At 30.3% G+C, this 14,243-nt stretch carries 13 protein-coding genes; 10 read left to right on the plus strand and 3 right to left on the minus strand.

Features of this window, described 5'->3' with window-relative positions; all coding sequences use genetic code 11:
• Nucleotides 1-14 precede the first annotated feature (14 nt).
• Nucleotides 15-215, minus strand: a complete 201-nt coding sequence (locus QZ286_RS06920) for a cold-shock protein (RefSeq protein ID WP_291256227.1) — start codon at nt 213-215, stop codon at nt 15-17.
• A gap of 231 nt (nt 216-446) precedes the next feature.
• Between QZ286_RS06920 and QZ286_RS06925 the strand changes: the two genes are divergently transcribed.
• A complete protein-coding gene (locus tag QZ286_RS06925) occupies nt 447-1,037 on the plus strand; it encodes a ComF family protein (protein ID WP_291256228.1) in 591 nt (196 codons plus the stop codon).
• 72 nt (nt 1,038-1,109) lie between these two features.
• Here QZ286_RS06925 and QZ286_RS06930 read toward each other — a convergent pair whose 3' ends face one another.
• A complete protein-coding gene (locus tag QZ286_RS06930; protein ID WP_291256229.1) occupies nt 1,110-2,657 on the minus strand; it encodes a sodium:solute symporter in 1,548 nt (515 codons plus the stop codon).
• Between the two features lie 343 nt (nt 2,658-3,000).
• On the opposite strand from QZ286_RS06930, the gene QZ286_RS06935 reads away from it, so the two are divergent.
• The 8 genes from QZ286_RS06935 to eno all read left to right on the plus strand — a co-directional run bounded on the left by QZ286_RS06935 (nt 3,001) and on the right by eno (nt 12,294).
• A complete protein-coding gene (locus QZ286_RS06935) occupies nt 3,001-4,026 on the plus strand; it encodes a LacI family DNA-binding transcriptional regulator (protein ID WP_291256239.1) in 1,026 nt (341 codons plus the stop codon).
• A 25-nt stretch (nt 4,027-4,051) separates the two neighbouring features.
• On the plus strand, nt 4,052-5,038 hold the full coding sequence (locus QZ286_RS06940; protein ID WP_291256230.1) for a sialic acid TRAP transporter substrate-binding protein SiaP: 987 nt from the start codon (nt 4,052-4,054) through the stop codon (nt 5,036-5,038).
• 25 nt (nt 5,039-5,063) lie between these two features.
• Nucleotides 5,064-6,911 carry a TRAP transporter large permease subunit gene (locus QZ286_RS06945; protein WP_291256231.1) on the plus strand — a complete coding sequence of 616 codons (1,848 nt, stop codon included), beginning with the start codon at nt 5,064-5,066 and terminating at the stop codon, nt 6,909-6,911.
• A 93-nt stretch (nt 6,912-7,004) separates the two neighbouring features.
• Nucleotides 7,005-7,913: an ROK family protein gene (locus tag QZ286_RS06950; protein WP_291256232.1), complete on the plus strand. Its 909-nt coding sequence runs from the start codon at nt 7,005-7,007 to the stop codon at nt 7,911-7,913.
• Between the two features lie 74 nt (nt 7,914-7,987).
• Nucleotides 7,988-8,449: a YhcH/YjgK/YiaL family protein gene (locus tag QZ286_RS06955; protein ID WP_291256233.1), complete on the plus strand. Its 462-nt coding sequence runs from the start codon at nt 7,988-7,990 to the stop codon at nt 8,447-8,449.
• A gap of 25 nt (nt 8,450-8,474) precedes the next feature.
• The gene (locus tag QZ286_RS06960; protein WP_291256234.1) at nt 8,475-9,149 is read left to right on the plus strand and encodes an N-acetylmannosamine-6-phosphate 2-epimerase; all 675 of its coding nucleotides are present in this window, start codon (nt 8,475-8,477) and stop codon (nt 9,147-9,149) included.
• 352 nt (nt 9,150-9,501) lie between these two features.
• A complete protein-coding gene (pykF, locus tag QZ286_RS06965; protein ID WP_291256235.1) occupies nt 9,502-10,914 on the plus strand; it encodes a pyruvate kinase PykF in 1,413 nt (470 codons plus the stop codon).
• A gap of 72 nt (nt 10,915-10,986) precedes the next feature.
• Nucleotides 10,987-12,294 carry a phosphopyruvate hydratase gene (eno, locus tag QZ286_RS06970; protein ID WP_291256236.1) on the plus strand — a complete coding sequence of 436 codons (1,308 nt, stop codon included), beginning with the start codon at nt 10,987-10,989 and terminating at the stop codon, nt 12,292-12,294.
• A 46-nt stretch (nt 12,295-12,340) separates the two neighbouring features.
• Here eno and QZ286_RS06975 read toward each other — a convergent pair whose 3' ends face one another.
• Nucleotides 12,341-13,696, minus strand: coding sequence for a PRD domain-containing protein (locus tag QZ286_RS06975; protein WP_291256237.1), 1,356 nt, complete (start codon nt 13,694-13,696; stop codon nt 12,341-12,343).
• A 304-nt stretch (nt 13,697-14,000) separates the two neighbouring features.
• Here QZ286_RS06975 and QZ286_RS06980 point away from each other — a divergent pair.
• Nucleotides 14,001-14,243: pyridoxal-phosphate dependent enzyme (locus QZ286_RS06980; RefSeq protein ID WP_291256238.1), on the plus strand; the 243-nt coding region annotated here is incomplete at its 3' end.

Below are 14,243 nucleotides of genomic sequence, written 5' to 3' on the forward strand. Positions count from 1 at the left end.
CTATGTATAAAGGATTAAGCAACTTTTACGTCAATAGCCATAGGACCTTTTTTACCTTCAGTAACTTCAAAAGTAACAGCTTGTCCCTCTTCTAAAGTTCTAAATCCATCTCCGATAATTCCAGTAAAGTGTACGAAATAATCGTTTCCATCTTCGCTAGTTACAAATCCAAACCCCTTCTCTTTATTAAACCATTTTACTTTTCCATTTAACATTTTACAACCTCCAAAAGAATAAAAAACTTCTTGTTCTTAAACAAAATCAGAGTTAAAGAACAATTAACTAGATTATACAATATGAAGTAAATAATATCAAGCATTTTTTTGAAAAAATCTTAAAAAACAGTTAAAAAATAATTATATTGAAAAAAAATAAGACAGTTCATTTGATTTTTACTCACAAAAAATGTATAATTTAGTTATAGAAACAATTAGGAGGGAAGAAAAGTGAAGATAAATCCTATGATAATAGAAGGAAACTGGCAGGAAGGTTATACATTAGATTATTTTATGCTAAAGAGTAATTATGAAGGGGAAGATATATTTGGTTATCCTATATTTGATGTTGAATATAGTGAGATTGGAAAAGCTTTAAATGAATTAAAATATCATAAAGAGTATGATAAGGCTATTGATATAGCAGAAGTTGCTACTGATTTTATAAGAAATCAATGGAAGATAGAGGATAAGATAGATGGAATAATAGCTACTCCTCCTACTTTTAAAAGGGAGATACAGCCACTTTTTCAAATAGTAAAGCATCTAGGTGAAAATTTAAACAAACCAATTTCATTGGACTTTTTTAGAAAATTGAGCTCTGAAGAGATGAAAAAACTACCAATAGAAAAGAAAATGGAACTATTCAAAAATAGTATCAGTAAGGAGAGAAAACTAACTAAGAGAGGTAATATACTCATTGTTGATGATATTTTTAGTACAGGAGCTACTTTGAGAAATTTATGTGAATTATTGAAAGATGATATCTATGTAGATAATATCTATGTCTTAACAATTTGTAAAAATATAAAGAGTGAATAAAAAAAAGAGGATTATATACTGTATTCAAATAAGAACGAGTACAGTATATAAATCCTCTTTTTTATCTATCAATTATCCTAATTTACTATCTTCTTTCATTTTCTTAACAGAAGAATAAGTTAAACCTTCTATTTGATGTTTTTCTGGTGAAGCAGTGAAAAATGAAGCAATAAGAGAAATAATAACACTTCCACCAATTATTAAGAAAGAGATCATAAACTCAAATACTTTAGGTTGAACATAATTAGGTATAATTGCATTAGCTATTCCCATAGGATTAGTTAGATATAGTGCTATTAATATAGAAGCTATAAATCCAATCCAAACAGCTTTTGTATCAACTTTTTCAAAGAAGATACCTGCAAGGAATACTCCAGCAATAGGTCCACCTAATAAACCAGTTATAGCTTGGAAATATAGGAACATATCTCCTTGTCCTGAATATAGGAAATGTACAGCAATTATTGTACTAAGGATACCAACTAACCAGCTAGATTTTTTAGCAAAAGATAGTTTTTGATGATCAGTCATATCAGGTCTTAAGTGCTCTAAAATATCTGCAGTCATACAAGTAGAAACAGAGTTTAAACTTGAAGAAACAGTAGATTGAGCAGCAGCAAAGATAGCTGCTAAAACAAGTCCTGAAATACCAGTAGGTATATATTGGATTACAAAATATGGCAGTATAGCATTACCATTGATACCAGCAGGAAGTTGTGCTTTGTATTTAAAGAATATAAATAAAGCAGATCCCATACCAACAAAGATAAAAATACTAGTAAGTAGTAAAGGAATATTCATAAATAAACTTCTTTTAGCTTCATGCTCATTTTTTGTAGTGTTGTATCTTTGTACTATATCCTGACTTCCAACATATGCATAGATAGAGTTTACAAATCCACCAATTAACATAGTCCAAATACTAATTTTTGCTAGATCTAAACTGAAAAAGTCACTATTTAATAACATTCCATTTTCAGATAGAGTAGAAAATCCTTGTCCAACTCCTTCAGGAGCTGCAGTAAATCCAGCTATGATAATTAAAATAGCTCCAAATAGAAGAACAATAGTTTGTATAGCATCAGACCATAGTACCGCTTCGATTCCTCCCATAGAAGTATAAGCTACACAGAAAATAGCTACTCCAACTGTTAAAACAACAGGATTAAGTGATGGAAGTGCTTGTTGTAAAGCTAGTGTTGGTAAGTAAAGAACAATAGCCATTCTAACAATATGAAATAGAATAAAAGCTAAACTTCCAATAAGTCTAAATTTGTTGTCAAATCTTTTCCCAAGATATTCATAAGCAGTAGTGACATTAACTCTTCTAAAGAAAGGAACAAATACTACAGCAGCAACCCAAACAATAGGAATTATTCCTAATGGAGCCATACCAAGTAGCCAACCTTTACTAAAGACAGATGCAGGAATAGCTATGAATGAAATAGAAGATAATGCAGTTGCATAGATACTACAAGCAGTAACCCAAGAAGGAACTCTTCCCCCTGCTTTGAAGTAATCTTCAGTAGAGTTCGCTCTTTTAGAGAAATAAACCCCAACCATAAACATTCCTATAAAATACAGTAAAATAACAATCCAGTTAAGCCAGTGCCAGCTCATAAATAACCTCCTAAATATTAAATTAAGTAAATTCAAAATTGTTCTCGTGAACAATATTGTTGCGTTGATTTATAATATTATTTTTATTAAAATTTGTCAACATATATTTTTTGAAAATATTGTACTAAAATAGTAAGAATAGATTAAAATATACTTGGAATACTGAATTTTACGTGTACGCATGTGGGAAAAAATTTTTTCTTAATAAAATTTTATAGTTTTAAAAAAATAATAATTGATTATATAGTGTTTTAAATGTACTGAAAAAATATAAAAAATTAGAGAAAACATTGACAAAAATAGAAAAAAAGGGTATATTATTATTAAATGATCACGTGAACATATTTTAAGGAGAGAGCTTGCTATGATAACACAAAAAGAGATAGCTGAAAAATTGGGGATAAGCAGAACAACTGTAGCAAGAGCTATAAATGGAAGTCCTTTAATAAAAGAAGAAACGAAAAAAAAGATTTTGGAGTTAGTAAAAGAGACTAACTATGAAAAAAATTATCTAGGAAGCTCACTAGGAGCCAAAAAGAGCAAAAGAGTGTGTGCTTTGGTAGTTAAATCTAGAAATGAGTTTTATACTCAAGAGATATTGAGAGGGATAGAAGAGGTAGCTAATGAATATAGAGCTTACAACTATCACATTGATATTAAGATAACAGATATTAACGATCCAGATGAGCAGTTAGATGTTTTAAAAAAAGTATTAAAAGAGAGAGATTTAGATGGAATAATAATAACTCCATTAGATAAGAACAGAGTATATGAAATATTAAAACCTAAATTAAAAGATCTGAAAATTTTATCATTGGGAATTAGATTGCACAGAGATATTCCACATGTAGGTCCAGATCATAAGAAACAAGGGAAGATAGCAGCAGGATTGATGTCACAACTTCTACGTAGAGATGAAAAGATACTGATCATTGACAATGGAGATGATAAAGTTTCATCAAAACTCTATTTAGATGGATTTCTAAAAAGAATAACTGAGGAAAATTTCCAAATAGAGGGACCGATTAATTTGAGTGGAATAGAGGAGAGCATAGAGTATTTAGAGGAAAAATTGAAGAGCGATAATATAAAAGGATTATACATCAATAGATATGCTCACGATATACTGGATAAAGTGCCACATAATCTATTAGAAGATAGAAAGATTGTAACTAATGGTATTGGAATCATTATAAAAAAATTGATAAGAAAAAAAATTATTGATATTACAGTAATGGAAGAGATAGCATCAGAAGGGTATATGGCAGGGAAAAGAGTATTTGAAATGCTATATAGAAACAAAGAACAAGATAGGAATTGGGATATTTCAAAATCGCACATAATCTTTTATGAGAATTTAGAAGATTAATATAAAAAATGTTGGAGGTTAAGTTATGAAAAAGAGTTTAAGAATTTTAGGACTAGGAATGTTATTTGGAGTAATGACAACAGCAGCACTTGCAGCAGAGTATGAACTTAAAATGGGAATGGTAGCTGGAACATCATCAAATGAGTATAAAGCAGCAGAGTATTTTGCAAAACAATTAAAAGAAAAATCAAATGGACAGATTGAAGTTTCTATTTTCCCAAATGGACAACTTGGAGACGATAGAAGTATGATAGAGCAACTATCAGGAGGAGCATTAGACTTTACATTTGCAGAATTAGGAAGATTCTCTATATTTTTCCCAGAAGCAGAAGTATATACTTTACCATATATGATGAAAGATTTTAACCATATGCAAAAAGCAACTTGGGAAACTGAGTTTGGTAAAAACTTAATTGGAAAAATTAATGATGAGTTAGGAATTACAATATTAGCACAAGGATATAACGGAACAAGAGAAACTACTTCAAACAAAGCAATCAAATCTATTAAAGATATGAAAGGTTTAAAATTAAGAGTTCCAACTGCACCAGCAAACTTAAACTATGCTAAATATTCAGGAGCATCTCCTACACCAATGGCATTCTCAGAAGTTTACTTAGCTCTACAAACTAACTCAGTAGATGGACAAGAAAACCCATTATCAGCTATAAGAGCACAAAAATTCTATGAGGTACAACCATACTTGGCAATGACTAACCATATAATCAATGACCAATTATACATTGTAAGTAACTCTACTATGGAGATGTTACCAGAGGATTTACAACAAGTAGTAAAAGCAGCAGCTGAAGATGCAGCAAACTATCATACAAAATTATTCGTAGATGAAGAAGCAAACTTAAAAGATTTCTTTAAATCTAATGGAGTAACAATAACTGAACCAAATACAGATGAGTTTAAAACAGCTATGCAACCAGTATATGAAGAGTATACTAAGAAAAATGGAAAAGTTGGAGAAGAGGGAATTAAAGAGATTAACGCAGTAAGATAGTATCAAAATATAGAGGGAGTTAATAATGAAAATAGTTGATAAATTAGAAGAGTGGATTGGAGGAACCCTATTTGTAGGAATGTTCTTGGTATTGGTATTACAGATTATCTCAAGACAGGTACTAGGAAAACCTCTTATGTGGAGTGAGGAGCTTTCAAGTTTAATATTTGTTTATGTAGGAATGTTAGGAATAAGTATGGGAATAAGAAAACAGACACACGTACTAATAGATTTCTTATTTACTAGATTTAGTCCAATGGTTCAAAAAATAGTTTTCACAATATCTCAATTGATTATATTGGTTTGTATTATCTTTATGGGATATTTGGGAAATATTTTGTATCAAAAGAAATGGATATTTGAGTTGGTATCATTAAAAATATCAAGTGGTTGGATGTATTTAGCACTACCTTTGATCTCAATACTTATGTTATTCCGTTTTTATCAGGCATATAAAGAGAACTATGAAAATGATAAAGTTCTTATAAAACCAGTATTTATACTTATAGCTCTAGCTGTAATAATAGGTTTAGTAATAGTAAATCCAAAGATATTTGCTGCATTGAGAGTATCTAAATATATCAAATTAGGTAGTATGGGTGGATTTGTAACAATAGCTGTATGGCTAGTAATGATATTTGCTGGACTTCCAGTAGGATGGTCATTAATGGCAGCAACACTTTTCTATTTCTCAACTGGAAGATGGAATGTAGTATATTTTGCATCAGCAAAATTAGTAGATAGTTTAAATAGTTTTAGCTTATTGAGTGTGCCGTTCTTTGTACTTACAGGTATATTGATGAATGGGTCAGGAATTACTGAAAGAATATTCAACTTTGCAAAAGCATTATTGGGACACTATACTGGAGGAATGGGACATGTAAACGTAGCAGCATCTCTTATTTTCTCTGGAATGTCAGGATCAGCTATTGCAGATGCTGGTGGATTGGGACAATTGGAAATAAAGGCTATGAGAGATGAGGGTTATGATGATGATATCTGTGGAGGTATCACAGCAGCCTCTTGTATAATAGGTCCATTAGTACCACCTAGTATCAGTATGATAGTTTATGGTGTAATTGCTAACCAATCAATAGCAAAACTATTCTTAGCAGGATTTGTTCCTGGAGTATTAACAACAATAGCTTTAATGATAATGAACTATTTTATTTGTAAAAAAAGAGGATATAAGAAAGCTAAAAAAGCTACTTTTAAAGAGCAAGTTCACGCTTTTAAAAAGTCTTTCTGGGCTCTATTAACTCCATTTATAATAATAGGTGGAATCTTCTCAGGACTATTTACTCCAACAGAAGCAGCAGTTGTAGCAGCTCTATATTCAGTTGTTTTAGGAGCTTTTATATATAAAGAGTTAACTATTGAATCTTTCTTTAAACATTGTGTAGAGGCTATGGCAATAAGTGGAGTTACAGTATTAATGATAATTACTGTTACTTTCTTTGGAGATATGATAGCTAGAGAGCAGATTGCAATGAGAATAGCTGATCTATTTATGAAGTTTGCAAGTTCTAAATTAACAGTGTTAATAATGATAAATGCGTTATTACTTTTCTTAGGAATGTTTATAGATGCTTTAGCATTGCAATTCCTAGTATTACCTATGTTAATTCCTGTAGCTGCAAATGTTGGAATAGATTTAGTATTCTTTGGAGTAATGACAACTTTAAATATGATGATAGGAATTTTAACACCTCCAATGGGAATGGCTCTATTTGTAGTTGCCCAAGTTGGAAAAATGCCAGTAAGTACAGTAACAAAAGGAGTACTACCATTTTTAATACCAATATTTATAACACTAGTAGTTATAACTATTTTCCCAGGAATAATAACTTTCTTACCAAATTTAATAATGTAACAAAAAAAAGAATACAAGAGTAAAAAATTGTGATAAAATAAAAAGAGTGAATTTTTAATTCACTCTTTTTATAAATATAACTGAGGAGGAATAATGAAAGTAATAGGGATTGATATAGGTGGAACTGCAGTAAAATTTGCTCTTTTGACAGAGATAGGAGAGATTTTAAAAACAGGAGAGTTTCCAACAGAAGCAGGTAAAGGAGTTGAAAATCTATTTGATAATATTTGCAAAGTGATAGATGGATATTTGTCAGAAGATGTATTGGGAATAGCAGTATCTGGAACAGGACAGATAGATGGAACTATAGGAAAAGTAATAGGTGGAAATCCAATAATTCCAGGTTGGATAGGAACTAATCTAGTTGAGAGATTGGAAAGTAAGTATAAATTACCAGCTGTTTTAGAAAATGATGTAAACTGTGCAGCACTGGGAGAAAAGTGGCTAGGAGCAGGAAAAGATGATAAAGATTTTCTATGTTTAACAATTGGAACAGGAATTGGTGGTGGAATAGTTTTAGATGGAGATATCTTTAGAGGAAAAACTTGTGTAGCAGGAGAATTTGGACATATACAGATAGAAAAAAATGGTGAGCAGTGTCTATGTGGAAAAAAAGGTTGCTATGAGAGATATGCTTCAGCAACAGCTTTAGTAAAAATGGTAGAAGAGAAAACTGGAAAGAAATTAAATGGAAAAGAGATTTTTGAGCTTGAAAAATCTGGAGATTTAGAGATAAAATCAGTAGTAGATAGTTGGATAGACTATTTTACAGATGGATTGAGCACAATAGCTTATATATTCAATCCTACTTTGGTTGTAGTTGGTGGTGGAGTTACAAAACAGGGTGACTACCTTTTAGATAGAATTAAGAAGAGTTTAGATGGAAAATTAGGAGAGAACTATAAAAAGAATTTAGAGATAAAATTTGCAGAATTGGGAAATAATGCTGGAATCTTAGGTGCAGAGTATTTGTTGTTGAAAAAAATAGGGAAACTAAAATAAAATGTATTGACAAAACTCAGAAAAGATTGTATGTTTTATATATATGTTCACGAGAACAAAACGGAGGTAAAGAGATGATATATGGAGAGATAAAAGAATTAGGAAAGTACAAAGGGATTTCAAAAAATTTAGATACAGCTATTGACTTTATATTAGAAGGTAAGTATAAAAATGGAGTAGTTGGAAAGAATATAGTTGATGGAGAGAAGGTTTATTTCAATCAGCCAGATTCACCTATGACAAAAGAGTTAGCTGAAGGATTTATAGAAAACCATAGAAAATATATTGATATTCATATGGTAATAGAGGGAGAAGAGAAGATAGGATATATCTCAAATACTGATATCAAATTGACAAAAGAGTATGATGATGCAGGAGATTATGAATTATATGAGGGAGAGTTAGAAAACCTATTCTATTTAGATCCTAAAAAATATATAATTCTTTTCCCAGGAGAGCCACACATGGCACTAATCAAAGGTGGAGAGGAAACTAAAAAAATAAAAAAAGTAATCTTTAAAGTGTTAGTAGACTAATAAAACTTAGGAAAGGTGATTATAGATGAATAGATTAGATAGAGTAAAAGGAAAATTAATAGTATCTTGTCAAGCACTTCCAGAAGAACCATTACACAGCTCATTTATAATGGGAAGAATGGCTTATGCTGCATATGTAGGTGGAGCATCAGGAATTAGAGCCAATACAGTTGTAGATATACAAGAGATAAAAAAGAATGTAGATCTTCCAATAATTGGAATAATAAAAGAGCAGTATGGAGATAATGAAGTATATATTACTCCAACAATGAAAGAGATAGATGCATTAGTAGCTGAAGGTGTAGATGTAATTGCTATAGATGGAACTAAGAGAGAGAGACCTGATGGAAGAACTTTAGATGATTTGATGAAAGAAGCTAAAGAGAAGTATCCTAACCAATTATTTATGGCTGATATTTCATCAGTTGAAGAGGCAGTAAATGCTGAAAAGATAGGTTTTGATATAGTAGGAACTACATTGGTAGGTTATACACACTATACTAAAGGGAATGATCCAGTGACAGAATTAGAAAAAGTTATAAAAGCTGTATCAATTCCAGTAATTGGGGAAGGAAACCTAGATACACCAGCTAAGGCTAAAAAAGCATTAGATTTAGGAGCTTTTGCTGTTGTAGTAGGTGGAGCTATAACTAGACCACAACAGATAACTAAGAAGTTTGTAACTGAAATGGAAAAATAAAATATGATAAAAGGGGGGAAGATTTTAATTAGTTAAAATTTTTCTCCTTTTATACATTATGCTAAAATTATAAGCTAAAAAACTAAAAAAGGATTTTATGAAATTTGAAAAATGGACATATAGAAAAAATCCTTTTAAAAATATACCAAAAAATGAAATAGCTAGTCAAAAAATAGCCATAAAAAGATTAAAAAATATACTTATATTTTCTTGATAAATAGTGTAGTTTAGTATAGAATTTATATTAGGTAAGTTTATGCTAAATGGTTAATTATTGGGTATGGGTATAAAGGAGAACTGTATAAACTGAGCTAGAATTAAAAAATTTTTATAATAATTTGAGGTGAGTAATTTGAAAAAGACTAAAATTGTTTGTACAATTGGGCCTAAAACTGAATCAGTGGAAAGTTTAAAAACTCTTTTAAACACAGGAATGAACATGATGAGATTAAATTTCTCTCACGGAGATTACGAAGAGCATGGAAATAGAATAATAAACTTTAGACAAGCTCAAAAAGAGACAGGAATTAGAGCTGCATTATTATTAGATACAAAAGGACCAGAAATAAGAACTATAAAACTTGAGGGTGGAAAAGATGTTACAATAGTAGCAGGACAAGAGTTTACAATAACAACAGATAAGAGTGTTATTGGAGATAATACAAAGGTTGCAGTAACTTATGATGGTTTTGCAAAAGATTTAAAAGTTGGAAATACTATATTAATAGATGATGGATTACTAGCATTTACAGTTACTGAGATCAACGGAAATGAAGTAAAATGCGTTGCTCAAAACGGTGGAGAGTTAGGAGAAAATAAAGGAGTTAACCTACCAAATGTAGCTGTTAATTTACCAGCATTAGCTGAAAAAGATATAAGTGACCTTAAATTTGGTTGTGAGCAAGGAATAGATTATGTTGCAGCTTCTTTCATCAGAAAGGCTGATGACGTAAGAGCAGTAAGAAAAGTATTAGATGAGAATGGTGGAGAGAGAATACAAATTATCTCTAAAATAGAAAACCAAGAGGGATTAGATAATTTTGAAGAGATATTAGCATTATCTGATGGTATAATGGTAGCAAGAGGTGACTTAGGAGTAGAGATTCCAGTTGAAGAGGTTCCTTTAGCACAAAAAATGATGATAAAAAGATGTAACGAAGTTGGAAAAGTAGTTATTACAGCTACTCAAATGCTAGATTCTATGATAAAAAATCCTAGACCTACAAGAGCAGAGGTAAACGACGTTGCAAATGCAATTTTAGATGGTACTGACTGTGTAATGTTATCTGGAGAATCAGCAAAAGGAAAATATCCAGTAGAAGCAGTTACTGTAATGGCAAAAGTAGCAACTAAGATGGATCCATTAGTAAAAGTAGAAAGAAGTATAAATAAAGGTGACATAACAATAACTTCTGCAGTAGCAAGAGGAACTGCTGATGTAAGTGAAGAGCTAGGAGCTAAAGTTATAGTTGTTGGAACTCAATCAGGAAGAGCTGCAAGAGATATGAGAAGATACTTCCCAGCAGCAACAATACTAGCAATAACTAATGATGAAAAAACAGCTAACCAATTAGTAATTTCAAGAGGAGTAGTTCCTTACTATGATGATAAGGCAGAGACATTAGAGTCATTCTTCGAATTAGCTGAAAAAGTTTCAGTAGAGTTAGGATTAGCACAGTCAGGAGATATAGTTGTTGCAACTTGTGGAGAAAAAGTTTTCCAAAGAGGAACAACTAACTCAGTAAAAGTAATAAAAGTAAAATAGTCAAAAAATACAAATTGTGATATAATTATTTTATAGTTTAAGATAATATAAAAACTTAGGAGGTTTTTTAAAATGACAAGAATAGTTGATGTAGTAGCTAGAGAAATACTTGATTCAAGAGGTAACCCTACAGTAGAAGTAGATGTAGTGTTAGAGTGTGGAGCAAAAGGAAGAGCAGCAGTTCCATCTGGAGCTTCAACAGGAGCTTACGAAGCTGTTGAGTTAAGAGATGGAGATAAATCAAGATATTTAGGAAAAGGTGTTTTAACTGCAGTTAAAAACGTAAACACTGAAATAAGAGAAGCTATCTTAGGAATGGACGCTATAGACCAAGTTGCAATAGACAGAACTATGATCGAATTAGACGGAACTCCAAACAAAGGAAGATTAGGAGCTAATGCTATACTAGGAGTATCTTTAGCAGTTGCAAAAGCAGCAGCAGAAGCATTAGGAATGCCTTTATATAAATACTTAGGAGGAGTAAACGCTAAAGAATTACCTCTACCTATGATGAATATCTTAAACGGAGGATCTCACGCTGACTCTGCAGTAGACGTACAAGAGTTTATGATCCAACCAGTTGGAGCAAAAACATTTGCTGAAGCTATGAGAATGGGTTGTGAAGTTTTCCATCACTTAGGAAAATTATTAAAGAAAATGGGAGATTCTACTAACGTAGGAAACGAAGGTGGATATGCTCCAGCTAAAATAAATGGAACAGAAGGAGCTTTAGACCTTATAGTTGAGGCTATAAAAGCTGCTGGATATGAGCCAGGAAAAGATATAACATTCGCAATAGATGCTGCATCAAGTGAGTTCTGTAAAGAAGTAGCACCTGGTAAATTTGAATACCACTTCACAAGAGAAGGAGGAGTTGTAAGAACTTCTGAAGAGATGGTAGAATGGTATGCTGGATTAGTAGAAAAATATCCAATCAAATCTATCGAAGATGGATTAGGAGAAGACGACTGGGCAGGATGGCAATTATTAACTGCTAAGATCGGAGATAAAGTACAAATCGTTGGAGACGACCTATTTGTAACTAACACAGAAAGACTTAAAAAAGGAATAGAGACAAAAGCTGGAAACTCTATCTTAATAAAACTTAACCAAATCGGATCATTAACTGAGACTTTAGATGCTATAGAAATGGCAAAAAGAGCAGGAATGACTGCAGTTGTATCTCACAGATCTGGAGAAACTGAAGATGCTACAATAGCTGATATCGCTGTTGCAACAAACGCAGGACAAATCAAAACTGGTTCAACTTCAAGAACTGATAGAATGGCTAAATACAACCAATTATTAAGAATTGAGCAAGAATTAGGATCAATGGCTCAATACAATGGAATGGATGTATTCTACAACATAAAAAAATAGTAATATGAAAATATTAAACCCCTTAGAGTAATCTAAGGGGTTATTTTTATCTAAGGAAAAATCCTAAATTTGTAAGTGTGGTAATATCTTTTTGAGTTAAGATAGGATTGACTTTATAATTTGGAATTTCAGAAAATAATTCTGAAACTGTATGGATAATAAAATCAATGTTTTTTAAATCGTATACTTGGAATTGAAAATACGAAATAGAATCAACAATATTGATAATAAAATTTTTGTTTAGATCATTTATTAATATTTTTGCTGCTCCAGGACCAAGATTACAAACTAGTAATACATTTTTTTTAGTATATTTCTCATTCTCTAATCTTATTAAAGCTGCTTTTAAATGAAAGGCTATAAATAAAGTCTCAGCTAAATTAAATTTTATTTTAAAATATTTTTCAATAGGCTTAATTTTTTTCTGAATAATTTTAATTAAACCATTAAAAGCACTGATATCTTCTTTAATAGCTGGATTAATTATAGGAATCCTGTTTGTCAATTTAAAAATTGCAGCTTGTATATGTGATTCAAGGTGATTGTTTAAAAATTCATCTTCTAAAAGATTTTCTCCAATAGCATTGCTTAATTCCTCTGTAAACGTGTTATAAAGATTTTTAAATTCAGGATATAGAACATTAAAAATATTACTAACTTCTGCATAGCACAATCCTTTAAAATAATTTAAAAAATATTTTTGTTCAATTATAGAATCATTATTTAAAAACCCTTTTAATAATTCAACAGTTGTTTCAGGAATGTTCTCAAAACCTTCGGAAGTTACATTAGTACTTAATTCAGAAATAAAATTACTATTTTTAATTCTATAGAACTGTATATACAATACAATTGTTAAGACTTTAGCAGTTTCAAAAGAAGAGTTTTTTCCCTTTAATAGCTCAAAGACAATTCTATCTATTTCCATTTTTATTTCATCATAATTAAAAAATTCAAAGAAGTTTAACCAATGACTTAAAAAAAATAATCGAATCTGTTTCTCTTTTCCCTGTATAAAAATCCCGTGAGAGTGTTTGTATTCAAGTTTTAAAGAGAAGGGTGCTAATTCATATTCTAAAGCTTCTAAATCATTTTTTATAGAAGTTCTACTCTGTGAAAATTCGTTAGTTAAGTTATTTATTTTTATAAATTGATCAACTAAAAGTTTGTTTAAAATAATATTTTTCCGTTGACTTTTATTAAATTGAGAAAAATCAAGATTTTGAATCAAAAAATTTAATATTTCTTTATTTTTTATAAAATAATTGTTATTTCGTTTGTAAAAAAAATCTTTTTGAAGTATTTTTAGTAAATAGTTTATTTTGTTAATTTTATATTTAAATTGAGAAGATTTTAACTCTGGAAAATCAAATTCATTGATTTTATTTTTAGGAAGTAACAATATTTTTTGAATAAAATTATAATCATCAACAGTTAGTTTCATTAAAAATTACACTCCAATATACTATAAATTAATTTAATATTATAACATTTTATTTTGTTAAAATCAAGATACACTTTTTTTTATAAAATATAATCACATATTTTTAAAATCTAATTTAGCGTTGATTAATAACGAAAAAAAATAAAAAAAGAAAAAATAGTTCTGTTATATAACACATCAATAATTTGCAAAATATTTATAATATATTATAATAATCTCATAAGATAAACTTATGATTAATTAAATTTAAGGAGTGATATATATGAATTTAGCAAAATTTCCAAGAAAAAGATACACTGTAGGAACTACTCCTATTGAAAAATTAGAAAACTTCTCTAAAGCTTTAGGTGGTCCTACTATCTATATAAAAAGAGATGACCTTTTAGGACTTACTTCTGGGGGAAACAAAACTAGAAAACTTGAATTCCTTATGGCTGATGCTATCGCTAAAGGTGCTGACACTATCCTTACTTGTGGTGCTGTACAATCTAACCACTGTAGATTA

Origin of the sequence: Fusobacterium sp., assembly GCF_019012925.1 — a bacterium.
Lineage (GTDB): Bacteria > Fusobacteriota > Fusobacteriia > Fusobacteriales > Fusobacteriaceae > Fusobacterium_A.

Coding starts and splice junctions, on each gene's coding strand:
- QZ286_RS06920 (WP_291256227.1), bottom strand. CDS start 215: ATGTTAAATGGAAAAGTAAAATGGTTTAATAAAGAGAAGGGGTTTGGA.
- QZ286_RS06930 (WP_291256229.1), bottom strand. CDS start 2,657: ATGAGCTGGCACTGGCTTAACTGGATTGTTATTTTACTGTATTTTATA.
- QZ286_RS06940 (WP_291256230.1), top strand. CDS start 4,052: ATGAAAAAGAGTTTAAGAATTTTAGGACTAGGAATGTTATTTGGAGTA.
- QZ286_RS06945 (WP_291256231.1), top strand. CDS start 5,064: ATGAAAATAGTTGATAAATTAGAAGAGTGGATTGGAGGAACCCTATTT.
- QZ286_RS06950 (WP_291256232.1), top strand. CDS start 7,005: ATGAAAGTAATAGGGATTGATATAGGTGGAACTGCAGTAAAATTTGCT.
- QZ286_RS06955 (WP_291256233.1), top strand. CDS start 7,988: ATGATATATGGAGAGATAAAAGAATTAGGAAAGTACAAAGGGATTTCA.
- QZ286_RS06960 (WP_291256234.1), top strand. CDS start 8,475: ATGAATAGATTAGATAGAGTAAAAGGAAAATTAATAGTATCTTGTCAA.
- eno (WP_291256236.1), top strand. CDS start 10,987: ATGACAAGAATAGTTGATGTAGTAGCTAGAGAAATACTTGATTCAAGA.